This is a genomic window from Mesorhizobium sp. P160187 (assembly GCF_057766425.1).
This window is the reverse complement of the sequence record NZ_JBYMDX010000004.1, coordinates 826741-848446: the sequence shown is the minus strand read 5'-3', so window position 1 is coordinate 848446 and position 21706 is coordinate 826741. Positions and strand designations below refer to the sequence as shown.

Sequence of the window (21706 nt, the reverse complement as noted above, 5' to 3'; positions counted from 1 at the left end):
AATTGCCATGAAGATCGCACTCGGAGCCGACAGCGCCGGCAAGCCGCTGCTCGATGTCATCGCCAAGCATCTCGCCACCAAGCCAGAACTGCAGGTCGTCGATCTCAGCCAGGCCGGATTCTACGCCGATATTGCCGCTGCGGTCGGCCACGAAATTGTCGACGGCAATTACGACCGCGCCATCCTGTTTTGCGGCACCGGCATCGGCGTCAGCATCTCGGCCAACAAGGTGCCCGGAATCCGTGCCGCGCTAACCCACGACACCTATTCGGCGGAACGCGCTGCGAAATCCAACAATGCCCAGATCATCACCATGGGTGCGCGCGTCATCGGCCCCGAACTGGCCAAATCGATCGCCGACGCCTGGCTGGCCTCGGAGTTCGATCCGAACGGTCCCTCTGCCGCCAACGTGCAGGCTGTCGACAAGCTCGACGCGAAGCGCTGAGGATCCGCTCCCGACCTAGCCGGTCAAGGCGATCCGCATCGCCTCGATCACAGTTACGGCGGACGCCGCGCCTGGATCCATATGGCCAAGCGAGCGTTCGCCGAGGCGGGAGGCCCGGCCCTTGGTGGCGATCATCGTCTTGGTCGCCTCCGCGCCGACCTTTGCCGCCTCGGCTGCAGCCGCGAGGCTGCCGGCCAGCCCCTTGCCGGCGGCCAGTGCCTCGCCCGCAGCCCTCGCGGCCGGCGCCCACGCATCGATCATCGTCTTTTCGCCAGGCTCGGCCTTGCCGCGATCCTGAATGCCTCTGGCCATCGCTTGGAACATAGCGACCGCGTCGGCGTCGTCGAGCGTCGCCTTGCCCTTGACGGCGGCCGCGCCGCGCATGAATGCCGTGGCATAGAGCGGGCCCGAGGAGGCGCCGACGGCGTTGAGGAACGACTTCGCCGCCGTGTTCAGCAAGATGGTCGGATCGGTGGTCCCGTCGTCCAATGCGGCCACCGCGTCGCGTGCCGCGGCAAATCCCAACTCCATGGCAATGCCGTGGTCGGCATCGCCGATCACCCCGTCAAGCGCGCACAACCGGTCCCGGTCGGCTGACATGGCGTCGGCGATGGCAACGAACATCGCGGCAAGGCGGGTGGTGTCGATTGTTGTCATCTGTTGTTCCTTGCCGTCCCCAGTTTACCCGGCGCGAAACATGGCGCAGTCGCAAGGGTGGTCGAGCATCGTTTGCAACTCGTCGTCGAGGTGGTGCAGCGTGATCGAAGCGCCGGCCATTTCGAGCGAGGTGCAGTAATTGCCGACCCAGCTTGCGTGAATGGATACACCGATATCGTCAAGCCGCCGCTTCACGCGCCGGTTCATGATGTAGAGTTCCATCAGCGGTGTCGAACCCAGCGAATTGACCAGCACGGCGACCTTCTCGCCGCGTGCCGGCGCCATCTCGGCGAGAATCCTGTCCAGCATTTCGTCGGTGATCTCGTCGGCCGTTTTGAGTTTTCCGCGTGCGATGCCGGGTTCGCCATGGATGCCCATGCCGATCTCCATCTCGTCGGGTCCGATTTCGAAATTCGGCCGGCGGGTTTGCGGCAACGAACAGGGCGCCAATGCGACGCCCATGGTAAAGGTGTGGTCGTTGGCTTTCCCGGCAATGCGTTCGCATTCATCGAAAGACAACATGCGGTCGCAGGCGGCGCCTGCCGCCTTGAAGATGAAGAAGTTCCCTGCGACACCGCGCCGCTTGTGCCTGTCACCAACGGGCGCGGAAGCGACGTCGTCGGTGCTCAGCACCGTGCGCACCTCGATGTCGTCCATCGCGCCATCTCGGCCGCCATGTCGAAATTCATGACGTCGCCGGCATAGTTGCCGTACATGAACAGCACACCGGCGCCGCCGCTCGCCGCCTTGGCGCATTCGAGGATCGGGTCGGGCGGCGGAGAGGCGAAGACATTGCCGATCGCCGCCGCGTCGGCCAGCCCCTTGCCGACGAAGCCGAGAAAACTCGGCTCGTGGCCCGAGCCGCCACCAATGACGAGGCCTACCTTGCCTTGGCGCGGTCCATCGCGGGCGATGATCGAGCGCGGGCTTCCGTCAACGGCTTTGAGATGGCGGGGATGCGCAGCCAGGATGCCTTCCAGCATCTCGTCGACGGCCCGATTGCCGTCATTGATGATCTTCTTGGTTTGCACCAACGTCCTCCCGATTTGGTATTTTCATAGGTGATACCGGGCGTTATCAGGCTGCCTTCGGGCGAGGGCAGGGGCGCGATGCCCACCAAACTGCCTCGATCGGCTTCGTAGCTGTTACCAGCCGTTCTGGCAGAAGCTAAGCGGACCGAAGTGCGCGGACAATGGCGCTGTAGTGTACAAGATCGCACCACGGCTTAGAAAAGGCGGTGGCTCCCCGGGGCCGGATTCGAACCAGAGACCAACCGGTTAACAGCCGCTCTCGGGATAGCCCACCAGCGCCATATACCGGTTGTTCCACTCCTGAAAAACCCCTTGTTTCATAACGATTTCAGCTTTCCTGTTGCACATTAGAGCACACAGGGCAACATAGGCAGCAGTTGCATCCTGTTGCCCCGACGTTGCCCCGGAGAGCCCTAATGCCCCGCGAGAACCTGACCGACAACCGCCTGAAGGCTTTGAAGCCGGCTGCTCCTGGCAAGCGATACGTGATCATGGATGCCCAAGTCCCGAGCATGGGCGTCCGCGTAACCGACAAGGAGCCGTCCAACGGTTCAAAGCTTAAGGCCGGACAAGTCAGCTTTGTCTACATCGCCCGTTTCGGTGTTGCAACTCAGCCAGCCCGCCGCGCGCTGGGAGAGTACGACGTCATGTCGCTTGAAGCGGCACGCACCAAGGCGAGGCAGTGGGCAGCGCTCATTGATCGCGGCATTGACCCGAAGGTCCAGGCTGACGAGGAGCGGCAGGCGGCGGCGAGGGCAGCGACAGAGAGCCGTGACCGGTCTTTCGAAACCATCCTTGAACGGTTCATCAAAGCCCGGCGCCGCGATGGCATCCGCAAGGCCGACGAGGACGAGCGCGACCTCAACCGGGAATGCCTGCCGAAGTGGAAGGGCAGGGACGTCGCCACCCTCACCAATGCCGACATCATGGAAGTGGTCGAACCGATCTATGCGCGCGGCGCGCAGCGGCAGGCGCTCAACATCGCCCAGAAGATCGGGACGTTCTTCGGCTGGTGTGTCGATGACGACCTGATCACCGCCTCACCCTTCCGGGCAAAGAAGGTGCGCACCACCATCGGCGAGAAGGGATCAAGGGACCGCGTCCTGACCGATGCTGAGATTGGGCGCTCTGGACTGCCACGGCCGCTGGCGACGTCTACAGCGCCGTCTATCGGCTGCTGCTGCTGACCGGCCAGCGCCTCAACGATATCGCCCAGGCGTCATGGACCGAAGTCGACGTTGACCGCAAGACGCTGACTGTGCCGGCGGCGCGCTTCAAGTCCGGCCGCGATCACGTTGTGCCTCTCACTGACGAAGCGCTCGGCATCATCGCCAAGTTGCCGCGGTTAAAGAAATGCAACTGGCTTTGCTCGCTCGACGGCGCGGGACCGGTGACGATCGGCCATAAGGTCAAGCTGCGGATTGACGCCGCCATGCTCGCAGCGCTTCGGAAAGACGATCAAGAGGCCAAGCTGCCGGCGTGGGTCAATCATGACATCCGCCGGACGGTTCGCACCCGGCTGTCCGAGCTCGACGTGATGGACGAGGTTGCCGAGGCTGTCATCGGGCATGTGCCTACGGCGCTAGTCAGGACGTACAACCAGTCTGACCGCCTCAAGGTGAAGCGAGACGCCCTGACGCGCTGGGAGGGCGCGCTTGTGGCGCTGACAGGCCGCAAGACGGCCAACAATGTCATCCAGATAAAGGCGGCCGGTCAATGACCCTCAATTTCAACTATCAGCACGATTTCTCGGAGCGAGCCGAACGAGAGATCCTTTCAATGCTGGAATCCCAAGGGTTTTCCATGCCTCATGGCGATTGGCTGAGAACGAAGCTGCACGACATTGCAAATACGTTTCATTGGTCGGCTGAGCGGCGGAAAAAGGACACACATCAAGGGACCGTCGATGAATGGAAAAGGCTCCAGGAGGCGGTGTCGTCCACCGTGCAGTATTCGGATAGCCAAAAGCTCGAGTTGTCGACGGCTACCGAGTTTGGGGCGGGTGTGCGCGTGCCTGATAGTTGGGACGACGCAGCTCCGGTCCCCATGTCGGAAGAAGAACTAAACGCATGCCTCGTTCCGGCTGAGTTCACCGAGGGTGACGTCGAGATCGCTAAACGGGTGCTTCACCGCCTGCTTGCGAGCGTGACCGCTATGGCTGACGGCATGGAAAAATGGTTGAAGGTCGACCGACGAAAAACGAGCAGCCCGAGATCGATGGGCTCATACGTGGCCTTGCTCGGCTCTGGTGCGCGGCGTTTAAAGTGCCGATTGCTCATATAAAGATATCGGAGAGCGCCGGCAGCCCTACTGCCAATTTCATTGAGACCGGTGCCAAGCTATTCCTTGGCGCCGCGCCGCCTCGCAAGTCGATCGTCACTCGCATCATCGCTTATAGGGATGAAGAGAAAAGCAAGCTATCCTGATTTGCCAGTGCTGATTGCGCTCTAAACCAGCACGCGGGTTTGTTCGCACAAAATTTCTTCAAAGAAGTGTATTTCCCGACGCTGAAATGACTACGCTATGAGGCCTTCGATAGCAACGTAAGGCACTCCAATGCAAACTCTTGTCGCCTTCAGTGAACGCCCCTCAAAGGGATCGTGTACTCTCGAAATTACATCGACCGCATGATCAAGGAGCACCGGTTTAAGCCGGTGTTCCTTTCGCCCCGTCGGCGCGCCTTTGTCGAGGCTGAGTTAGATGCTTGGGTGAAGGCCCGCGTCGACCAGCGAGACGCGGTGGCCTAATGACCACTGATCACGAACATAGCGCCGCTATCGATGAGGCTGCAGCCTGGCTGCGATCTGACAGCCGGGAGCGCATCAGCCGGCCAATTATCCCCCACCTGAAGCAGGCGTTCGGCCTGACCGCTGCTGAAGCGATCGAAGCGATCAGGGAAGCGAACCTGCGGCGGGCCCGCGCCACATGAGCGAAATTACGCCTAGCCGTAAAACTGGCCGACCGAAGGGCTACATCGCCAACTACCAGCCGCAGACCAAGACGCTGCTCGATGCGGTCGACATGGTTCTCACCGAATACCGGGAACACTGGCCGCTCACGATCCGCCATGTCTTTTATCGGCTGGTCGGCGCCTACGGTTATCCGAAGGATGAGTCGTTTTACTCGAAGCTGATCGACCATATCGGCAACGCGCGCCGCGGCCGGGTGATCCCGTTCAATGCGATCCGCGACGATGGCGTGGTCACGCTCCGCATGGACCATTTTGACGACCAGAACCATTTCCTGCGCCATGTGCGGGTGCTCGGCGAAAACTACCATCGGAACATGCTCGCCAATCAAAACCTGCACGTCGAGGTCTGGTGCGACGCCGCCGGCATGCTGTCGCAGCTCTTCAAGGTCAGCCGAGAATTCTCGGTGCAAGCCTATTCCTCAGGCGGCTTCGACAGTCTCACTGCGAAGAAGGATCTGGCCGATCGAATATGCGAGATCGCAAAGCCGACGGTGATCTTGCACCTGGGCGACTATGACCCGAGCGGCAAATCGATGTTCGATGTCATCGCCGAGGACGTCTCTGCCTTCGTCATCGCCGATCGCCCATGGAGTTCGGTGACAGTCGACTTCAAACGCATCGCCCTGACCGCCGACCAGGTGTTTCGCTATTCGCTGCCTACCGTGCCGCCCAAGAAGACCGACAGCCGCACCGCGCGATGGGAGGGTGAGACATGCCAACTCGAGGCGCTGTCGCCCGACAACATCGCTCATATCTTGCGGTCACATATCATCGACCTGTTCGACGTTCACCAGTTCCATGAAGACCGCGATATACAGGCACGCGAGCGGCAGTTGATCACTGCAGCCTTGCCGGCCCCGAGGGGGGATGCGTGACCGTCCAGCCCAGCCCATTCATCCCCGGCGCCGACGCCAGCAATCCGCGGTGGAGCGGCAAGCGGAAGAAGATCCAGCGCAGCGCTGCCATCCACATGAGGTGGGGATCCACGTTCAAGGAATGCGAGGAGGCTTTCGCCGACTGGCACCACTGCGCCCTGCAAATCGTTCACGCCGAGAACATCAGCTTCCGGTTGCTGGCCTTCGTCCGACAGCACCTCAACATGAAGGCCGGGACCATCAGCGGCACGAATTTCGAATTTGCCAAGATGGGAGGAGGCTGCTCAATCAAAACGATATCCCGCGAGATAGGCCTGTACGAGCGGCTCGGCCTGTTCATCGTGAGCCGGTGTCGGCACAAAATCCCGGGTGGTGGCATCAACGAAGTGCGGACGCTTCGGTTGGCGCTGCCGACGCCCTTCAATCCAAAATTTACAGCGAGAGGTGAGGAGCCATGAGGACCACAATGGTCCCGCATGCCGGCGCTGGTCTCCTGGACCACAGTGGTCCCGCATGGACCTTTCCCGCACCCCTCCGCAGGCGAGACCACAGTGGTCCCGCTAATACAGCCATCTCTTGCTCGGGTGACGCATGACACAACTCGACCTTTTCAAGCAGCCAGCAAGGAAGACCGGCCAGATAGTGGCATTCCCCGCCGATCGCCGCGTCGTCCTTATCCGCGCCATCGCACACGAACTCTGCACCCTCGACTATACGCCGGCCGCAAGTTCTGGAGCGAGCACGTCAAAGGCCTCCGAGCCCAGCTTCGCGCCGTCGGTATTCCCTGCCGCCAAGTCGATATGGAAATCCGTCGATACTCGGCAGCCGTTGCCAGCACTATCGACCATTCCATGCCCAATCATGGCGCGCCGCCGCCAACGGCAGCATAATGTCCGCGAAGCGGAACGAGTGGGGGTGTGGGGCCTCAGGCCCCGCGTCTTCCTGTCAGCGCTAAACGCCGCGCGCGCGAGGCTCCTCATTGCCCCTGTTTGCATTGAAACTGAGTTCTGAGAAAATCGCCCAATGCTCGTGCTCGGAACGCGACTTTTTCTCACCCGCTGCTAAGCGTCAAAAAAGAGCGCACACTAGCGCCCATCCGGCTTCAAACCGGTTGTTCTCACCCGTCGAACCCTTGCAAATCAGCCATTCTTGCCGCATCGTCTGCGTCGATAATTTATCTGGGGCAACGCAAGGGCAACGAAAGTGCTAGCCATCAACCCCGCTCAAGCGCCTGACATCGCCCGCAAGTATGGCGGCCTTGCTCAAGGCATGCTGGACCGCCGCACGCGCGAGTGGCGCCGCCGGCAGGAGCTTGTCGACATGTTCGCCCAAGCGCTCGGCGGTGCCGACACGCTGACCCCTGTGACGCTCTCCAAGGTCCAGACCGCGGCCGAGCTTTCCGTGGCCGCTGAACTCACCCGAGTGCGCTTCATAGTAATCAGGCGGCGGGCGCGTTCTACGACGTCGACCTTGGCGCGTCACCCTACGCCGACGTTCGGCTTTTCGGTAAGAACGTGCTCGGCACGGCGGGCGTCAATGCAACCGGCCAGCGCCTGGTGAATGGCGTTAGCTCGGACATGGTGTCGGCTAACGTCACGCCGGCTTCCACGACAGCCGTCACGACCGCTGAAGACCTGATGACCTACAGCATCCCCGCTGCTGCGCTTAAGGTTGGTCAGCGCGTTCGCATCAGGTCCTGGGGCACGACTGCCGCCAATGCGAACACCAAGACCGGCCGGCTATGGTTCGGCGCGACCAACATGGGCGGCTCAACGCCATCGGGTGGGAGGTGAGCGCCGAGCTGCTCGTGACTGGCGCTTCGGCAGAGACCTACAGGCGCACGACAGTCGGAGGAAGCAGCATCTCGCAGGTCGTATGAGGCACAGGTGCCGAGGCCACCAGAGGAGCGATCGTCGTCAAGTTCCAAGGGCAGAACGGAGTGGCGAGCGCTGGCGATATCACCTGCCAGGGCCAGACGGTTGAGATAGTGGACTAGGCCACTGTGGGCACGGGCCTCGGCGCTGCAAGCAGGCGCCGGATCCTCTCGCCTAGGGCCATGCCGGGGACTTCGACAGCAAGGTGAGTGATCCACGCGAGGGCGATGGCTATGGCGATCGACGTGACGCTGTAGACTGCAAAGAGCGAAAAGGGGTCGAGGTCTAGCGACCTTACCCCAAGCTTTGCGACGATCAGCGCGCCCGCAAGGTGAAGTAGGTAAAACGGGTAGCTTATCCGCCCGAGGAAATGGGCGAAGCGATTCGCCGTCAGCCAGGTCGAATTGCGTGAAATGTAGGCAACTACACAAACCGCTCCCGCCATCTGCCAACAACGCATTGCAAAGCCCTGGCCGAGCATGAAGTCAGCCGTCATTAGGGCGACAAGCCCGAGCACAGCGGCAACGCGGGTGATCACGGTGGCCGGCAGATCGTCGATGATCGCGCCAAGGGCGAAGGCGCTCATGAACAGCGGAACCGGGCGATGGTCGAAGTAGGAAACTGCGATTGTGGCGGCTACAAAGGCATAGAAGATTGCCGGGTGTATTCGCCTGCCTGTCGCTGCGGCGTAGACCCAAAGGCTTCCCCAGAACCTCGATCTGCAGTGTCCACAGCACCCCGTTTAGAGAGGTGTCGTACAAGATCGAAGCGCCTAGGATCTGCGACCAGGTGCTTGCCGGCGTCAGATAGCCAATGATGAGTGCTGAGGCGGCCGCCACCGGGAAAAGGCGGAAAGTTCTTTGGACGATGTAGGCCACAATGCCATCGTCTCGGCTCCTAAGCGACCGGGAAAGCACCAGACCCGACAGAACAAAGAACACGATAACCGCAGCGTCGGCATGAAAGACGATGTGCAGGAGCCGAAAAACGCCATCCTGCAGCGTCGCGTCCGGTGCTGTTTCGATGGTCATACGCAACGCAGGGCCAACGCCACCGATAGCGGTAGCGCAATGCCCGACCGCCACGCTGAGCGCTGCCAGCCCGCGAAGCGCGTCCAGATCGTAATTTCGCTGCGCCGCCATTAACTGGCTTGAGCCTGAGCTACGGGACTAACCAAATATGCCCATTTGGCGATTGGCCGCCAGTATCTCACATAGAGCCATTGCTCCAGGCGGCCAAACATCAAGCCGCCTCCCAGCCCTGCGCACAGCATAGTGACCACCATCGCCCAAAGCGGCCAGCCTGGCGCCAAGGTATAGATCGCGGAGATGATCGACAGATGGGCGAGATAGAGCCCGTAGGAATAGTCCCCTGCCTTTGCCAACCATTTCGGCACTAAGCCGGCTTCGATTTTGAGGGCGACGAATACCGCCGAAGCACTCAGGACAGCGAGCCCGAGGTAAGTTCCGCTCCAGGCATTTGCGTACACACTCATGATCGAAGTCAGCACCAGCAGGATAAAAAACGGTCGCCAGTCCTTTGTCATCATGCCCGACGCCATCACATAGCCGATGACGAAAAATAAATTCACTCCGACAAGCGGTATCTGTGTGGCAGTTGGGTTTGCAACGGGCACCGCCACTCTCGCAGCGCCTGCAGCCAAGATGACTACAGCCCAACCGACAGCCAGCCACATCCTCTGCTGGTGAGAAGTCCGGCAAAGCATGGCCAGCCAAAGCAGGAAATAGAACTGCATCTCGTAAATCAGCGTCCAATAGGGGATATTGAACGTGGAATTGAGATCACCGGTCGGAAGCAGAAGCAGGGAAGCATCCGGTCCGACGTGGGGGCGTGTCCCTGCGATCCACAGTACGACATAGGCGAAGACGAGGGCGAGGAAGAAGGCAGGGTATATTCGTGTCAGGCGCGCAAGAGCAAAGGCCGTCGGCCCTTCCTTGGACTCCAGTGCCATGACTGCGCCGGAAATGACGAAGAAGATGAAAACACCAGTGGTGCCAAGCTGGAGATGCCGAAAGCCGAGCGTATCAGATCCTGTCACAAGGCCGGAAAAATAGCCCGCATGTTGAATCACAACCAATAGGGCAGCGATAGCTCGTAAAGCCTGCAGACCGGTGTAACGTTGCTCTTTGTTGTTGCCTCCCATCTTTTGCCGATACCACAGAGAAACGCCTGCAGCCAGCAGCCAAGGGTAGTAGCTAGGCCTTATCGACAAGTGGATTCTTCCGCTTTGGCGCGACGTAGCTCTCGACCAGGCGAACATGCTCGACGTCGACAGTCACCAATGGCCGGAGGCTGACGGTCACCGGTGTCGCCGTCAACGCGCGTGACCTTGCCGGTGAGCTCCATATGCTGGCCAATCACAGCCTTCGAAGTCGAATCGACAACAGAATGCGGGAAGTCATAGGAGGGGATCGTCACGCTGATGCGATCGGGTGTCACCCGGCCGCGCACAACCGCCGTGACGGCGACCTCATCGCCAACTTTGATATTGCCCCGAGCCATGTCCCAGATTCTGGAGCAGCCGGCGCTGGCGTCAAGGTGAGCGGGAGCTAATAGATGTCAGCCAGACGGCTGTGCCGGGCCTGTGCGCCATTCCACTGGAAGCCTCCCCCGTTGGTTGTTCTTCCGCCTATGTTGCGCGCGCAAGCTTCGCCCCCGCAAGGGCGTGCTTGAGTTTTTAAAGGTGTCGGCGCATCATCACCGGCGGAGCGTGAGAACTCCCGCAGATGGCCCTGCCGGGCCATCTGCACCCAGAGCGTTAGCGGGGCGATCCCTCCAAGGATCGATATTGCCAACGGGTAGAACGAGCCGACTTAGCCGTCGGAGCGAACGGCAGCACTATGCCGGGAGAGCGGCGGCTATACAAGACCCGAAAGGGAAAGGCCGTTCGCGCATGGTCTCTGGCCATGTTCTCACCCTCCCGGCGCCAGTGCTGTCCACTGGCAACCGGCCGTGAGAAGCCGAAACCAGAGAGCCTACATCATGACCATCCATCAACCTGAAATGCGCCGTGAAGACGGGGCAATCTTCCTCACCGTGGCGGAAAACGACCGCCTGGGGATAGCAACCTGCTCGACGCAATGAGCCCGGATCCTGATCTCGAGGAAAGCCTCGGATGGGGATATGGCAGCCAATTGGAATTGCACGCCCAGGACGGCGAGCGCGAGGAGGAGAACGAGCACGGTGGCGACGTCCAAGACGACACGATTCGCAGGACGAAGGGGACTACGAGCCGAGCCTTGGCTGGGGCAACCGTACGGGGCAAAGCGGCGTCGGGCTGGAAGCCTGGAGCCTTGAGGATGCCTGCGACATCAGCGGCCTCGGCGGGCCCGCGCTCTTCTCAGGCACGGGCTATGCGATCGGGAAGGCAATCCTACGAGAGTTTGCGCAGCGCCGCCCTGATGTGACGCAGGCCTATGTGAAGACGTCGTGCGCGATTGGGGGCGCTGGCGAAGCGGCGAGATCGGCGACTTACCTCTGCTGAAGATCATACCGGGGGTGACGCGCATCCTTCGCGACTGACCTTTCGCCAATTGGCGATAAATGGCCCGCGGCCCCGCGGTGCCGGGCTGGGCGCGCTAGATCATTCCGTGCCGAAACAACCAGCCCCCTGTCTTGCTATGGCGGGCTGCTTTTAAGAATTTCCGCTGCGGTCGATCGTCAATGGACCGAGTAATTGCATTCAGTTCTTCCTGCGATGGCACAGGGGGAGCTTCACCGGTCTTCCACCCCGTCGCCATCTGCCGTTGAACATGTTCCCAGAGTGGCCCGAGCACTTGGTTCATCGGGAAGCCTTTCGAGATCAATGGCAGCATGCCTGTATTGTTGATTCGACGGCCATCGGCATCATAAGCTGAATGCGCCCCGCCGCCTTCGCGGTAAGCCCATGCGCAAAGTGCTTGCGGTCCACGGTCGCCGGCTCCTTCGCGCTGATCTCCCTGTTCATTCGCACGAACCATGCGCAGAGACGGTCGGCTGCACGCTCCTTGGGGAGCGCCTGAGCCGAGAGCGATGCCAAAGCTATAAGCACGCGGCCCGAGCTTGAAGTCCATCACCCGAAATTTGGTTTGGCCTTTCGTATCGATTGTCGAGGCACCCGTCTCCAGCCTCATTTGCATCTGGTCCAGCGACGTAATAGCCGCAACTCGGGCCTTCCCGTCGATGAAGCCCACATACCCGAACGTGTGGCCGGGGGCGTGTTTATCGAAGCCTTGCTCTTCGGCAGCAGCGGCAATTTCCCGCAAGGTCTGATCGAGCGTCCGGTTCGCTCCGCGCAGAACGCCCTCGATCCACTCGCTGACTTCGAAAGGCTTGCTACCTGATCTCGCGCCGGCGCCAGCATAGGTGATGAAGCCGTGACCGTCGACGGTTTCCAGCCTGGCCATCTTGGTGGCCGCGAACGACTTCATGCTGTCCACGCCGCTGTATAGACGGTCTGCGCCGACGAACGCCACGCGAGCAGTAACCATTTGCAAGGGCGAAGGTCATCGTTGCCCCAGATGTTGCCCTGTCCGGAACTCAAGCAAACGGTCAGGAAAGGGAAAGCGGGCTAAATGTTTGGAAATGTTGGCTCCCCGGGCCGGATTCGAACCAGCGACCAACCGGTTAACAGCCGGTTGCTCTACCACTGAGCTACCGGGGAATAGAGGCTCTCATGTGAGTGGCGCAGCCTATAGCAAACCCTTTTCAGCTTTGCAAAGAAGCATTTCGCATTTTTTAGCGCATTTTCACCCAATGGTTTCTGGCAATCGCCGGATGACACCACATATGAGCCGTCTTGGGCGCCGTCGGACCTTGGTCGGCGGAACCTGAAAGGCGATTGCAGCCTTTAGCGCATATGGCTTTATCGAAGGCAACCGGATCGACTTTCGACATGACTGCAGCAGACGAAAACCAGGCACCGGCGCGGAAAATCTCGGTGTTCGGGCGCGAGTTCACCATGCCGCGCTCGCGCGGGCTGAGGATCGCCATCGGTATCGTGCTGGTGTTTTTCGGCCTTCTCGGTTTCCTGCCGATTCTCGGCTTCTGGATGATTCCGCTCGGCCTTTTGGTGCTTTCCTACGAATTTGCCGCGGTGCGCCGCCTGCGGCGCCGGTTCGTCGTCTGGTGGGAACGGCGTCGCCGGCCAAATTGAAAGCGATGGCGCGCGGTCCCGGAGCGGCCGCTTCGCTTTTCCAGCCCGTCGCAGATTTCCCCCTCAAGATCTCCTTGAGAACGGCAACTGCTGGTGCCAGCCGCGCGCGATATGCGGTGAAAGCCGGTTTGCACCCGCTGCGTAAAGCCGCGGGTTCGAGTTTCGCCGGTCGCGCAGCCATGCTTGAGGAGCGGCCAATATGCCGGTGCGCCAAGCGCTGAAACCGCTCGGGAACCACGTTGCGGCGGCTGATGAGGAAAGCGCGCCGGAATGCCGCGCTGACGCTTGACGACCTTTCGCTGCCACCATATTGAGTTCGCTCGCTGGGAGCGATGAGGCCTCGTGGCGGAGTGGTTACGCAGAGGACTGCAAATCCTTGCACCCCGGTTCGATTCCGGGCGAGGCCTCCAATCGCTTCAACTCCCGCATGCCGGGGGCTTGAGTTCCGGTCGAATGCGCCGCAGTGTCGGCGCGACAAGCGCATTTCAGCGCATTGGCTTTTGACGGATTGGTTGGGACATGAGCGCTGATTTCTCCGAACTTCGCGTCAAGATGGTCGACGGCCAGGTCCGCACCACCGATGTGACCGACGCAGCATTGCTCGACGCCATGCTTGCCGTGCCGCGCGAGGCCTTTGTCGGGGCCGGCCAACAGGCTCTCGCCTATATTGACGAGGATATCCGCATCTCCGACGGCGCCGATGGCAGCGGTGCGCGCTACCTCATGGAGCCGTCGCCGTTGGCCAAGCTTTTGCAGTTGGCCGAGATCGACGCCGGCGATTCGGTGCTCGATGTCGGCTGCGGCACCGGTTATTCCGCGGCGCTGCTGTCCAGGCTGGCCAAATCCGTCGTGGCGCTGGAAAGCGATACCACACTGGCGGAAGCAGCCAAAGCGGCGCTTTCGGCGCAGGGCTGCGATAACGTCACCGTGGTCACCGGCCCACTGCCGCAAGGTCATGCCGCCAAGGCGCCTTACAATGTGATTCTCATCGGCGGCAGCGTCGAGAAAGTGCCTGCGGCGCTGCTTGACCAGCTTGCCGAAGGCGGCCGGCTGGTGGCTGTGGAAGGGCAGGGCAATGCGGGCGTAGCCCGGCTCTTTTTCAACGCAGGGGGGGTTGTAACCGGAAGACGGGCATTTAATGCGGCAATTAAGCCACTACCCGGATTTGAACGCATTCATGCCTTCGAGTTCTAAGTGATTTTGCCTTGCAGCAAAGACTCTGTCATGTTGGCTTACGATTGAATAATCGTTGCTGATTGGTTAACCGGGGTTTCGGGAGCTGTCAGCGGGGGAACGATAGATCGACGCGGCGCTGGCCGATCCCTAGGGATGGGCTGGCGTGGCGTGGTTCCCGTGCAAAACGAATGAGGGATATAAAGTGCCGTCCTTAGCCAAGAGTCTGTTTGTTACCGTCCTCATTTCCGCGACAGCGCTTTCGCCGATAGCCGCCTCGGCGGAAACCATTCTCGGCGCGCTTTCCAAGGCCTACCAGAACAATTCCTCGCTGAATTCGGCCCGTGCCGGCGTGCGCGTCACCGATGAGGGCGTGGCGATCGCCAAGTCGGGCTATCGCCCGGTGATCACTGGTTCGGCTGATATCGATTACACCTCCAGGCACCTAAACGGCAGGAACGCGAGCCTGGCATTGACCACCGGCAGCTTCGGCGTTCGGATTGACCAGACGCTGTTCGACGGCTTCCAGACCAAGAACAGGGTCGCGTCGGCCGCTGCACAGGTGAGGGTCTCGGTCGAGGGCCTGCGCAACACCGAAGAGAACACGCTGTTCAACGCGGCGAGCGCCTATATGGACGTGATTCGCGACCGCCAGGTGGCGGTGCTGACCGAACAGAATCTGCAGTTCCTGACCGAGCAGGCGCGCGCGGCGCGCTCACGCTTCGAGGTCGGCGAGGGCACGCGCACCGATGTGGCGCAGGCCGACGCGTCTCGTTCGGCCGCGGTGGCGCAATTGAGTGCTGCCCGTGCGCAGGCTCTGGCCAGTGCAGCAACCTATCATCAGATCGTCGGTGACGAGCCGGGCAAGCTCAAGGCCGCGTCGCCGTTGGCGAAGCTGTTGCCGAGGAGTCTCGAGGCGGCGATCGGCATTGCATCGAACGAGCATCCGGCCATCCTGGCCGCCCTACATTCCGTCGATGCAGCGGGATTTGATGTAAAGACGCAGGAAGGTGCGTTGCTGCCGCAGTTGACTGCCAGTGCCGGCCTTTCCCATGCCTATCAAAATACTGTACCTGGCGCGGGGAATTCGGACGGCGACTCCAATGCCGCCACCGTCGGCGCGACGCTGACCGTTCCGATCTATTCGGGCGGCCGTACCTCCGCACTCGTTCGTCAGTCGAAGGAATCGCTCAGCCAGGCTCGCATCGAGGTGGATGTCAGCCGTGACTCGGTGCGCCAGGCCGTGACCTCGGCATGGACGCAATACATCGCAGCGCGGGAAAGCGTCGACGCTAATCGGCAGGTGATCGCGGCCGCACAGTTGGCGCTCAACGGCGTCATCGAGGAGCGCAATGTCGGACAGCGCACCACGCTCGACGTGTTGAATGCCCAGAACGCCGTCATCTCGGCAAAGATCGACCTCGCCAGCTCCGAGCGCGATGTGGTTGTAGCCAGCTACGCCATCCTGTCGGCCATGGGCCGCCTGTCGGCCGATCGCCTGGCGTTGAATGTGGTGAAGTACAAGCCTGAAGAGCACTACAGAGCCGTAAAGGACAAATGGATCGGGCTGCGTACGCCGGACGGTCGTTGAGCCCACCTGGGCGGCTCAAGTCCCGCCAGGGTTGAAGCATTTCACGCCGCGCTTCCCATGGATGCGCGGCGTTTGTCTTTTGTAGCCTAAATTGTTGAAATCCGGCGTCTTCCGAGATTGGGGATTCTCGGATGGCGATCCGTCGGCTACGCTGTCGCCATGATTCGTATCCTGGCTTTGCCGGACAGGAATCCAGGAACGGGTCACTACAGCGCCACGCGTCCGATGGATGCGCAAAGGACGCTGTAGAATTTTGATTTGCGCCTGATCCTCTTCGAAAATCGAAGATCGATTTTCGGGATCATGCGCGGGGGCGGCGGATGTGACGATGGCGACGGCAAGCAGCGCACAGCGCGAACCTTCCATGGAAGAAATACTGGCTTCCATCAGGAGGATCATCGAAGACAGCGACACCGGCCGCAAGCTGCCGGGCGACGCCGATGAGTTGCGCCAGGACCTTGTGCCGGCCGCCGGGCCTGTTTCGGATGTTGAGGCCTTCCGCAACGAATTGCACAGCTCGACCGAAAGCAAGAAGCCGGTGACGCTGGCCGAGGTGCAGGCCCAACTGGCCGAGCCGGTGGTTGCGCGGCTGGAGCGGCGCTCCGAGCCGTCGCCAGTGAAGCCTGCCATTGCGGCAAATGCCACGACCGCCGCGCCACCCGCGCATGCTCCGATGACCCTGGCGGAAGTGAGCGCCAGGATAGCCAGCGAGCCTGCCCCCGCCGTCAGGGCAGAAGCTGCAGTGCGGGCAAAGGCGGAAACCACCGACTCGATCGTCACGGATTGGCGCCGCGAAATCGCGGCCGTTGGCAATCAGGCAAAACCGGCTGACACAGTACGGCGGCCCGAGATCAGGCAGCCGGAGATCAGGCAGCCGGAGACTGAAAATCGGCAGGCAGCAATCGCGGAGGTCGAGGCTTTCGAAGACGATCTCGCTGCCGAGCCGGCTTTCGAGCCTCGTCCTTCGCGCGGCGAGCACGCGCGCCCGGCCGATACAACCCCGGCCCGTCCGGCGATCGTTTCGGAACATACGGGACGGCAGGTCGCAGCCGCCTTCGGCGAGCTCTCCGACGCGTTCGCCAGCCGCAGCAAGAAGACCTTCGACGAGATGGCCGAGGAGATGCTGCGGCCGATGCTGCAGGATTGGCTGGACAACAACCTGCCGACGCTGGTCGAGCGCCTGGTACGCGAAGAAATCGAGCGCGTCGCGCGCGGCGCGCAATAGGCATCACCACAGCCGTTCCGGATTAAAGCGCCGCCTTCGGGCTGCGCTTTCTCGCTGCAGGCCAGCGTCCGGCTGATGTCGCGAATGCGATCAGCTTCCCGTCGGGATCGCTGACGATGAAGGTGCGGGCATGGCCTTCCCGTTGAAATGACCAGGGCCCCGCCTATTTGCGTTGAAGGACTGAGGCAGCCCTCGCGGTTGACTTGGCCAAAACCTTCCGATTTACACCGGGTCAGCAAAACTCCCGACCGCGCGGACCACTTTCCCATGCTTGAAAAGACCTACGACGCCAAGACCGTCGAGCCCAAGATCGCCAAAATCTGGGAAGAGGCGGACGCCTTCCGCGCCGGCGCAGGTGCCGAGGAGGGGGCAGAGGCCTTCACCATCGTCATCCCGCCGCCCAACGTCACCGGCTCGCTGCATATGGGTCACGCGCTCAACAACACGCTACAGGACATACTCGTGCGCTTCGAGCGCATGCGCGGCAAGAACGTGCTGTGGCAGCCCGGCATGGACCATGCCGGCATCGCCACGCAGATGGTGGTCGAACGCCAGCTGATGGAAAAGCAGATACATCGCCGCGATCTTACCCGCGAACAGTTCATCGACAAGGTCTGGGAGTGGAAGGCCGAGTCCGGCGGCGCCATTTTCAACCAGCTGAAGCGGCTCGGCGCCTCGGCGGACTGGTCGCGCGAACGCTTCACCATGGATGAAGGCCTGTCCAAGGCCGTGCTCGAAGTTTTCGTCAGCCTCTACAAGCAAGGGCTGATCTACAAGGACAAGCGCCTTGTGAACTGGGACCCGAAGCTGTTGACGGCGATCTCCGACCTGGAGGTCGAGCCGCAGGAGATCAACGGCAATCTCTGGCACTTCCGCTATCCGATCGAGGGCGAGATTTTCGATCCGGAAAATTCGGCGACCTTCATTACCGTGGCCACGACACGGCCCGAGACGATGCTTGGCGATACGGCGGTCGCCGTGCACCCGGACGACGAGCGCTACCGGCAGCTGGTCGGGAAAAATGTCGTGCTGCCGATCGTCGGCCGGAAAATCCCGGTTGTGGCTGACGTGTATTCCGACCCGGAAAAGGGTTCCGGCGCGGTCAAGATCACGCCGGCGCACGACTTCAACGATTTCGAGGTCGGCAAGCGCCACAAGCTGCCGGCGATCAACATCCTGACCATCGAGGCGGCAATAACGCTCAGGGATAATGAGGATTTTCTCGCCGGGCTCGACGTGACGCCGGAGCGTCAGGCCGTCTGGGACGAGCTCGACGGTCTCGACCGTTTCGTCGCGCGCAAGAAAATCGTCGAGCTGATGGAGACCGGCGGCTTCCTCGACAAGATCGAGCCGCACCGCCACGCCGTGCCGCATGGCGACCGCGGCGGCGTGCCGATCGAGCCGTTTCTGACCGAGCAGTGGTATGCAAACGCCGCCGAGCTCGCCAAGCCGGCGATCGCATCGGTGCGTGAAGGCCGTACCAACTTCGTGCCGAAGAACTGGGAAAAGACCTATTTTGACTGGATGGAGAACATTCAGCCCTGGTGTATTTCACGCCAGCTGTGGTGGGGTCATCAGATCCCGGCCTGGTACGGGCCGGACGGCCGCGTCTTCGTCGAGAAGACCGAGGAAGAGGCGCTGGGCGCCGCGATTGAATATTATCTGGCGCTGGAAGGCCCGTGGAAGGCCTGGGTCGAGGACAAGCTCGAGACCTTCAAGCCGGGCGAAATCCTGAGCCGCGACGAGGATGTGCTCGACACCTGGTTCTCGTCTGCACTGTGGCCGTTCTCGACACTGGGCTGGCCGGATCACACGCCGGAGCTGAAGACCTATTACCAGACCGACGTGCTGGTGACCGGTTTCGACATCATCTTCTTCTGGGTCGCCCGGATGATGATGATGGGCCTGCATTTCATGCACGAGGAGCCGTTCCACACCGTCTATGTGCATGCGCTGGTGCGCGACAAGAACGGGCAGAAGATGTCGAAGTCGAAAGGCAACGTCATCGATCCGCTCGACCTCATCGACGAGTTTGGCGCCGATGCACTGCGCTTCACGCTGACGGTGATGGCGGCGCAGGGGCGCGACGTAAAGCTCGATCCGGCGCGCATCGCCGGCTACCGCAATTTCGGCACCAAGCTGTGGAACGCGACACGCTTTGCCGAGATGAACGAGGTCGCGCGCAATGACGACTTCTGGCTGAACGACGCCAAGCTGCCGGTCAATCGCTGGATCCTGACCGAATTGACCAGGGCGTCGCACGCGATCACCGAAGGGATCACCGGCTACCGCTTCAACGAAGCGGCGGGCGCCGCCTACCGCTTCGTCTGGAACCTGTTCTGCGACTGGTATCTGGAACTGCTGAAGCCGGTGTTCATGGGCACCGACGAGGCGGCCAAGGCCGAAAGCCGCGCCTGCGTCGCCTTCGTGCTCGACGAGATCTACAAGCTGCTTCACCCCATGATGCCGTTCATGACCGAGGAGCTGTGGGCGCAGACGGCAGGTGAGGGCAGGACGCGCGCAACGCTGCTTTGCCACGCCGCCTGGCCGTCGCCCGACTTCGAGGACGCCGATGCAGCCGCCGACATCAACTGGCTGGTCGATCTGGTCTCCGGTATTCGCTCCGTGCGCTCTGAAATGAACGTGCCGCCGGCGGCGATCGCGCCGCTGGTGGTGGTCGGCGCCAGCGCCGAGACTCACCAGAGGCTGGAACGCCATGCGTCCGCCATCAAGCGGCTGGCGCGGGTCGGCGACATCTCGCTGCAGGACGCCGCACCCAAGGGCTCGGCCCAGATCGTGCTCAGCGAGGCGACGATCTGCCTGCCGCTCGGCAGCCTGATCGATCTGTCCGCCGAGGCGGCGCGGCTGCAGAAGGAACTGGCCAAGGTGACCGAGGAAATCGCGCGGCTGCACAAGAAGCTGTCGAACGAAAGATTCGTCGCCAGCGCGCCGGAAGAGATCGTCGCGGCCGAGCGCGAAAAACTCGCGGAATACCGTGATCAGCAGGAGAAGCTTTCGGTGGCGTTGACCAGGGTGCGCGACGCCGGCTGATCCGCCGGATTCGCGATGCCCGGGAACGGCGTCAAGGCAGGTCTTCTGCCCGAAAAACAGGCATTCCGTAGCGTTAATGTTGACGTAAACGGAAAGTTTTCGCCCCATTGTTGCCATAATGTAACAATGGCGGCCATTGCCGGCAAAACAGCCGGTTTTTATACTGTTTAGAGCGAATCCTCCTGATTTTTTGCGCCGATTGCCGCTCAAATGGCCCTTTTCCGGCATGCTTGCGCGGGTCGCCACTTTGTCCGAAATGCGTTCTGCAAGTGCGTACATGTACGCATTATCAATTCATTGTTGCACCGTTAACCCGAATTGGTTCTAGCTTGATCCACTAGTATTCGGGGAGGACATCCAATGAACAATTTGCGTTTGCAAACACTGCTGGGGGCGGGGTGTTTTTCGCTGAGCCTGATCGGCTCCGTGCATGCCGGCGGCATCGAGCGCGGTGGCTACGACGTCGACCTTCTGTTCGATCCGGCGCCCTTCGCCACCGAAGCCGAAGCGACGTATGTCATGCCGGAGCGCAAGCTCAAGAATGCGGTGGACACAGATAATTCAGATGGCAACGTGTCGGCGTTGGGTAGCACGGCGAAAGACAGCGAGAGCTACTGGGTGCCACGCATCGGCGTCAAGGCCGAGGTGGTCAAGGGTGTCGACTGTATGGTCGACTATTCACAGCCTTGGGGTGCGCATACGGCTCCCGGCCTTTGGGCCGGCGCGCAGTCCAACATGGAAACCGACATCAAGAGTAATAACTACGCCGGCACCTGCTCCTACAAGATGGATGCCGGCAAGGGGCAGCTTCGCTTCATCGGCGGTGTGTTCTACCAGGAAGTCTACGGTTTCAAGGAAAGCCTTGTGTCGCCACTGGTGCCCAATTTCGGCGGCACGGGTCGCGTTGACCTCAAAGGCACTGGCTGGGGCTGGCGTGCTGGCCTTGCTTACGAAATTCCTGAGATAGCGCTGCGCGCAAGCCTTGTTTATAATTCGCAAGTAAAGCTCGACAATCTCTCTGGCACGCTTGATTTGACGAAGGTCGGCATAGGGGCCGAGCCGATAGACATATATGGCAATGCCTCCATGCCAGATTCGTTGGAATTCAAGCTCCAATCCGGTATCGCACCCGGCTGGCTTGCCTTCGGGTCCGTCAAATGGGTCAACTGGAGCGTGTTGCAGAGCATTCCTATCTGCTCGCAAGCTTCTAAGGGGCTGGCAGCTTGTACGTCGATTTCTCCGGGGCTCGGCTCTCCGACTCCGGTGCGATTGACGTCGCTAGATCTGATGTACCGTGACGGTTGGACGGTTACCACAGGCATTGGCCACAAGTTCAACGAGCAGTGGAGCGGCGCAGCTCAGATTTCGTGGGATCGTGGTACCTCGCACGGCGTTGGCTCCCAGAGCGACACGTGGACACTCGGTGGCGGCGTCGCTTACACGCCAACCGCCAACATCGAAGTGCGGTTGGCCGGCGCGATCGGTGTGCTGACCAGCGGTCACTCAGGAACTTTGACAGACGAGAACGGCTACCAGGCCGGCACCGATGTCAGCTACAATTTCGGAAACGACTTGGTCACGGCCATTTCGGGCGGCGTCAAGATCAAGTTCTAAGGCTCTGAAAATTATAATAAAAGGCCGGGCGTTGCCCGGCCTTT

At 61.2% G+C, this 21706-nt stretch carries 24 protein-coding genes, 2 tRNA genes and 1 pseudogene; 18 read left to right on the top strand and 9 right to left on the bottom strand.

Going from position 1 to position 21706, the window contains the following annotated elements:
- The first annotated feature begins 7 nt into the window (after positions 1-7).
- Positions 8-445 (top strand): D-erythrulose-4-phosphate isomerase, encoded by a 438-nt coding sequence (derI, locus tag AC3CCE_RS21195; RefSeq protein WP_023672592.1) that lies wholly within the window; start codon positions 8-10, stop codon positions 443-445.
- Between the two features lie 15 nt (positions 446-460).
- Here the strand turns inward: derI and dhaL are convergent, their stop codons facing one another.
- Together dhaL and AC3CCE_RS21185 are read right to left on the bottom strand one after the other, a co-directional pair.
- Positions 461-1102 carry a dihydroxyacetone kinase subunit DhaL gene (gene dhaL, locus AC3CCE_RS21190; RefSeq protein ID WP_023714405.1) on the bottom strand — a complete coding sequence of 214 codons (642 nt, stop codon included), beginning with the start codon at positions 1100-1102 and terminating at the stop codon, positions 461-463.
- Positions 1103-1126: 24 nt separating this feature from the next.
- Positions 1127-2133 (bottom strand): annotated as a pseudogene (locus AC3CCE_RS21185) (dihydroxyacetone kinase subunit DhaK).
- Between the two features lie 416 nt (positions 2134-2549).
- On the opposite strand from AC3CCE_RS21185, the gene AC3CCE_RS21180 reads away from it, so the two are divergent.
- The 10 genes from AC3CCE_RS21180 to AC3CCE_RS21135 all read left to right on the top strand — a co-directional run bounded on the left by AC3CCE_RS21180 (position 2550) and on the right by AC3CCE_RS21135 (position 7772).
- Positions 2550-3320, top strand: a complete 771-nt coding sequence (locus AC3CCE_RS21180; RefSeq protein WP_352511726.1) for an integrase arm-type DNA-binding domain-containing protein — start codon at positions 2550-2552, stop codon at positions 3318-3320.
- A complete protein-coding gene (locus AC3CCE_RS21175) occupies positions 3308-3853 on the top strand; it encodes a tyrosine-type recombinase/integrase (RefSeq protein WP_352511772.1) in 546 nt (181 codons plus the stop codon). The genes AC3CCE_RS21180 and AC3CCE_RS21175 overlap by 13 nt, the downstream gene beginning before the upstream one ends.
- The gene (locus AC3CCE_RS21170) at positions 3850-4416 is read left to right on the top strand and encodes a hypothetical protein (RefSeq protein ID WP_352511725.1); all 567 of its coding nucleotides are present in this window, start codon (positions 3850-3852) and stop codon (positions 4414-4416) included. The genes AC3CCE_RS21175 and AC3CCE_RS21170 overlap by 4 nt, the downstream gene beginning before the upstream one ends.
- A gap of 317 nt (positions 4417-4733) precedes the next feature.
- A complete protein-coding gene (locus AC3CCE_RS21165) occupies positions 4734-4880 on the top strand; it encodes a helix-turn-helix transcriptional regulator (RefSeq protein WP_352511724.1) in 147 nt (48 codons plus the stop codon).
- Positions 4880-5062 carry a hypothetical protein gene (locus AC3CCE_RS21160; protein WP_031197728.1) on the top strand — a complete coding sequence of 61 codons (183 nt, stop codon included), beginning with the start codon at positions 4880-4882 and terminating at the stop codon, positions 5060-5062. Before AC3CCE_RS21165 ends, AC3CCE_RS21160 begins: the two co-directional genes overlap by 1 nt.
- A complete protein-coding gene (locus AC3CCE_RS21155) occupies positions 5059-5979 on the top strand; it encodes a hypothetical protein (protein WP_352511723.1) in 921 nt (306 codons plus the stop codon). The genes AC3CCE_RS21160 and AC3CCE_RS21155 overlap by 4 nt, the downstream gene beginning before the upstream one ends.
- Positions 5976-6437: a hypothetical protein gene (locus AC3CCE_RS21150; protein WP_352511721.1), complete on the top strand. Its 462-nt coding sequence runs from the start codon at positions 5976-5978 to the stop codon at positions 6435-6437. The genes AC3CCE_RS21155 and AC3CCE_RS21150 overlap by 4 nt, the downstream gene beginning before the upstream one ends.
- Before the next feature lie 18 nt (positions 6438-6455).
- The gene (locus AC3CCE_RS21145; protein WP_352511720.1) at positions 6456-6869 is read left to right on the top strand and encodes a DUF6074 family protein; all 414 of its coding nucleotides are present in this window, start codon (positions 6456-6458) and stop codon (positions 6867-6869) included.
- Between the two features lie 313 nt (positions 6870-7182).
- Entirely contained in the window at positions 7183-7539 is a 357-nt protein-coding gene (locus AC3CCE_RS21140; RefSeq protein WP_352511718.1) for a hypothetical protein, read from the top strand.
- A 77-nt stretch (positions 7540-7616) separates the two neighbouring features.
- The gene (locus tag AC3CCE_RS21135) at positions 7617-7772 is read left to right on the top strand and encodes a hypothetical protein (protein WP_352511717.1); all 156 of its coding nucleotides are present in this window, start codon (positions 7617-7619) and stop codon (positions 7770-7772) included.
- A 199-nt stretch (positions 7773-7971) separates the two neighbouring features.
- Here AC3CCE_RS21135 and AC3CCE_RS21130 read toward each other — a convergent pair whose 3' ends face one another.
- The 6 genes from AC3CCE_RS21130 to AC3CCE_RS21105 form a co-directional block, all read right to left on the bottom strand.
- Positions 7972-8439, bottom strand: coding sequence for a hypothetical protein (locus AC3CCE_RS21130; protein ID WP_488377218.1), 468 nt, complete (start codon positions 8437-8439; stop codon positions 7972-7974).
- Complete coding sequence (locus tag AC3CCE_RS21125) at positions 8339-8995, bottom strand: acyltransferase family protein (protein WP_488377190.1); 657 nt, start codon at positions 8993-8995, stop codon at positions 8339-8341. Before AC3CCE_RS21125 ends, AC3CCE_RS21130 begins: the two co-directional genes overlap by 101 nt.
- Positions 8995-10086, bottom strand: a complete 1092-nt coding sequence (locus AC3CCE_RS21120; protein WP_352511715.1) for an acyltransferase family protein — start codon at positions 10084-10086, stop codon at positions 8995-8997. The genes AC3CCE_RS21125 and AC3CCE_RS21120 overlap by 1 nt, the downstream gene beginning before the upstream one ends.
- Complete coding sequence (locus tag AC3CCE_RS21115) at positions 10077-10376, bottom strand: hypothetical protein (RefSeq protein ID WP_352511713.1); 300 nt, start codon at positions 10374-10376, stop codon at positions 10077-10079. The genes AC3CCE_RS21120 and AC3CCE_RS21115 overlap by 10 nt, the downstream gene beginning before the upstream one ends.
- A gap of 1076 nt (positions 10377-11452) precedes the next feature.
- Positions 11453-12283 carry a hypothetical protein gene (locus AC3CCE_RS21110; RefSeq protein ID WP_352625947.1) on the bottom strand — a complete coding sequence of 277 codons (831 nt, stop codon included), beginning with the start codon at positions 12281-12283 and terminating at the stop codon, positions 11453-11455.
- Between the two features lie 158 nt (positions 12284-12441).
- Positions 12442-12516, bottom strand: a tRNA-Asn gene (locus tag AC3CCE_RS21105).
- A 231-nt stretch (positions 12517-12747) separates the two neighbouring features.
- On the opposite strand from AC3CCE_RS21105, the gene AC3CCE_RS21100 reads away from it, so the two are divergent.
- The 4 genes from AC3CCE_RS21100 to AC3CCE_RS21085 all read left to right on the top strand — a co-directional run bounded on the left by AC3CCE_RS21100 (position 12748) and on the right by AC3CCE_RS21085 (position 15772).
- Complete coding sequence (locus tag AC3CCE_RS21100) at positions 12748-13008, top strand: PGPGW domain-containing protein (protein WP_027050334.1); 261 nt, start codon at positions 12748-12750, stop codon at positions 13006-13008.
- Positions 13009-13344: 336 nt separating this feature from the next.
- Positions 13345-13418 (top strand) — tRNA-Cys (locus AC3CCE_RS21095).
- A gap of 109 nt (positions 13419-13527) precedes the next feature.
- Positions 13528-14202, top strand: coding sequence for a protein-L-isoaspartate O-methyltransferase family protein (locus tag AC3CCE_RS21090; RefSeq protein ID WP_023667707.1), 675 nt, complete (start codon positions 13528-13530; stop codon positions 14200-14202).
- Positions 14203-14386: 184 nt separating this feature from the next.
- Positions 14387-15772 (top strand): TolC family outer membrane protein, encoded by a 1386-nt coding sequence (locus AC3CCE_RS21085; protein ID WP_352625956.1) that lies wholly within the window; start codon positions 14387-14389, stop codon positions 15770-15772.
- A 15-nt stretch (positions 15773-15787) separates the two neighbouring features.
- Here AC3CCE_RS21085 and AC3CCE_RS21080 read toward each other — a convergent pair whose 3' ends face one another.
- Entirely contained in the window at positions 15788-16159 is a 372-nt protein-coding gene (locus tag AC3CCE_RS21080; RefSeq protein ID WP_352625957.1) for a hypothetical protein, read from the bottom strand.
- Here AC3CCE_RS21080 and AC3CCE_RS21075 point away from each other — a divergent pair.
- The 3 genes from AC3CCE_RS21075 to AC3CCE_RS21065 all read left to right on the top strand — a co-directional run bounded on the left by AC3CCE_RS21075 (position 16101) and on the right by AC3CCE_RS21065 (position 21662).
- Entirely contained in the window at positions 16101-16997 is an 897-nt protein-coding gene (locus AC3CCE_RS21075) for a PopZ family protein (RefSeq protein ID WP_352625948.1), read from the top strand. The genes AC3CCE_RS21080 and AC3CCE_RS21075 overlap by 59 nt on opposite strands.
- Positions 16998-17264: 267 nt before the next feature.
- Positions 17265-20048 carry a valine--tRNA ligase gene (locus tag AC3CCE_RS21070; RefSeq protein WP_352625949.1) on the top strand — a complete coding sequence of 928 codons (2784 nt, stop codon included), beginning with the start codon at positions 17265-17267 and terminating at the stop codon, positions 20046-20048.
- 360 nt (positions 20049-20408) lie between these two features.
- Positions 20409-21662 (top strand): OmpP1/FadL family transporter, encoded by a 1254-nt coding sequence (locus tag AC3CCE_RS21065; RefSeq protein WP_023818113.1) that lies wholly within the window; start codon positions 20409-20411, stop codon positions 21660-21662.
- Positions 21663-21706: the final 44 nt, after the last annotated feature.

What these genes read in the sequence shown, in the direction of transcription:
- AC3CCE_RS21130 (WP_488377218.1), bottom strand. Translation starts at nt 8,439, where the DNA reads ATGAGCGCCTTCGCCCTTGGCGCGATCATCGACGATCTGCCGGCCACC.
- AC3CCE_RS21110 (WP_352625947.1), bottom strand. Translation starts at nt 12,283, where the DNA reads ATGAAGTCGTTCGCGGCCACCAAGATGGCCAGGCTGGAAACCGTCGAC.
- AC3CCE_RS21125 (WP_488377190.1), bottom strand. Translation starts at nt 8,995, where the DNA reads ATGGCGGCGCAGCGAAATTACGATCTGGACGCGCTTCGCGGGCTGGCA.
- AC3CCE_RS21180 (WP_352511726.1), top strand. Translation starts at nt 2,550, where the DNA reads ATGCCCCGCGAGAACCTGACCGACAACCGCCTGAAGGCTTTGAAGCCG.
- AC3CCE_RS21145 (WP_352511720.1), top strand. Translation starts at nt 6,456, where the DNA reads ATGCCGGCGCTGGTCTCCTGGACCACAGTGGTCCCGCATGGACCTTTC.
- dhaL (WP_023714405.1), bottom strand. Translation starts at nt 1,102, where the DNA reads ATGACAACAATCGACACCACCCGCCTTGCCGCGATGTTCGTTGCCATC.
- AC3CCE_RS21135 (WP_352511717.1), top strand. Translation starts at nt 7,617, where the DNA reads ATGACCTACAGCATCCCCGCTGCTGCGCTTAAGGTTGGTCAGCGCGTT.
- AC3CCE_RS21115 (WP_352511713.1), bottom strand. Translation starts at nt 10,376, where the DNA reads ATGGCTCGGGGCAATATCAAAGTTGGCGATGAGGTCGCCGTCACGGCG.
- AC3CCE_RS21065 (WP_023818113.1), top strand. Translation starts at nt 20,409, where the DNA reads ATGAACAATTTGCGTTTGCAAACACTGCTGGGGGCGGGGTGTTTTTCG.
- AC3CCE_RS21070 (WP_352625949.1), top strand. Translation starts at nt 17,265, where the DNA reads ATGCTTGAAAAGACCTACGACGCCAAGACCGTCGAGCCCAAGATCGCC.
- AC3CCE_RS21090 (WP_023667707.1), top strand. Translation starts at nt 13,528, where the DNA reads ATGAGCGCTGATTTCTCCGAACTTCGCGTCAAGATGGTCGACGGCCAG.
- AC3CCE_RS21170 (WP_352511725.1), top strand. Translation starts at nt 3,850, where the DNA reads ATGACCCTCAATTTCAACTATCAGCACGATTTCTCGGAGCGAGCCGAA.
- AC3CCE_RS21155 (WP_352511723.1), top strand. Translation starts at nt 5,059, where the DNA reads ATGAGCGAAATTACGCCTAGCCGTAAAACTGGCCGACCGAAGGGCTAC.
- derI (WP_023672592.1), top strand. Translation starts at nt 8, where the DNA reads ATGAAGATCGCACTCGGAGCCGACAGCGCCGGCAAGCCGCTGCTCGAT.
- AC3CCE_RS21080 (WP_352625957.1), bottom strand. Translation starts at nt 16,159, where the DNA reads ATGGAAGCCAGTATTTCTTCCATGGAAGGTTCGCGCTGTGCGCTGCTT.
- AC3CCE_RS21100 (WP_027050334.1), top strand. Translation starts at nt 12,748, where the DNA reads ATGACTGCAGCAGACGAAAACCAGGCACCGGCGCGGAAAATCTCGGTG.
- AC3CCE_RS21160 (WP_031197728.1), top strand. Translation starts at nt 4,880, where the DNA reads ATGACCACTGATCACGAACATAGCGCCGCTATCGATGAGGCTGCAGCC.
- AC3CCE_RS21075 (WP_352625948.1), top strand. Translation starts at nt 16,101, where the DNA reads ATGGCGACGGCAAGCAGCGCACAGCGCGAACCTTCCATGGAAGAAATA.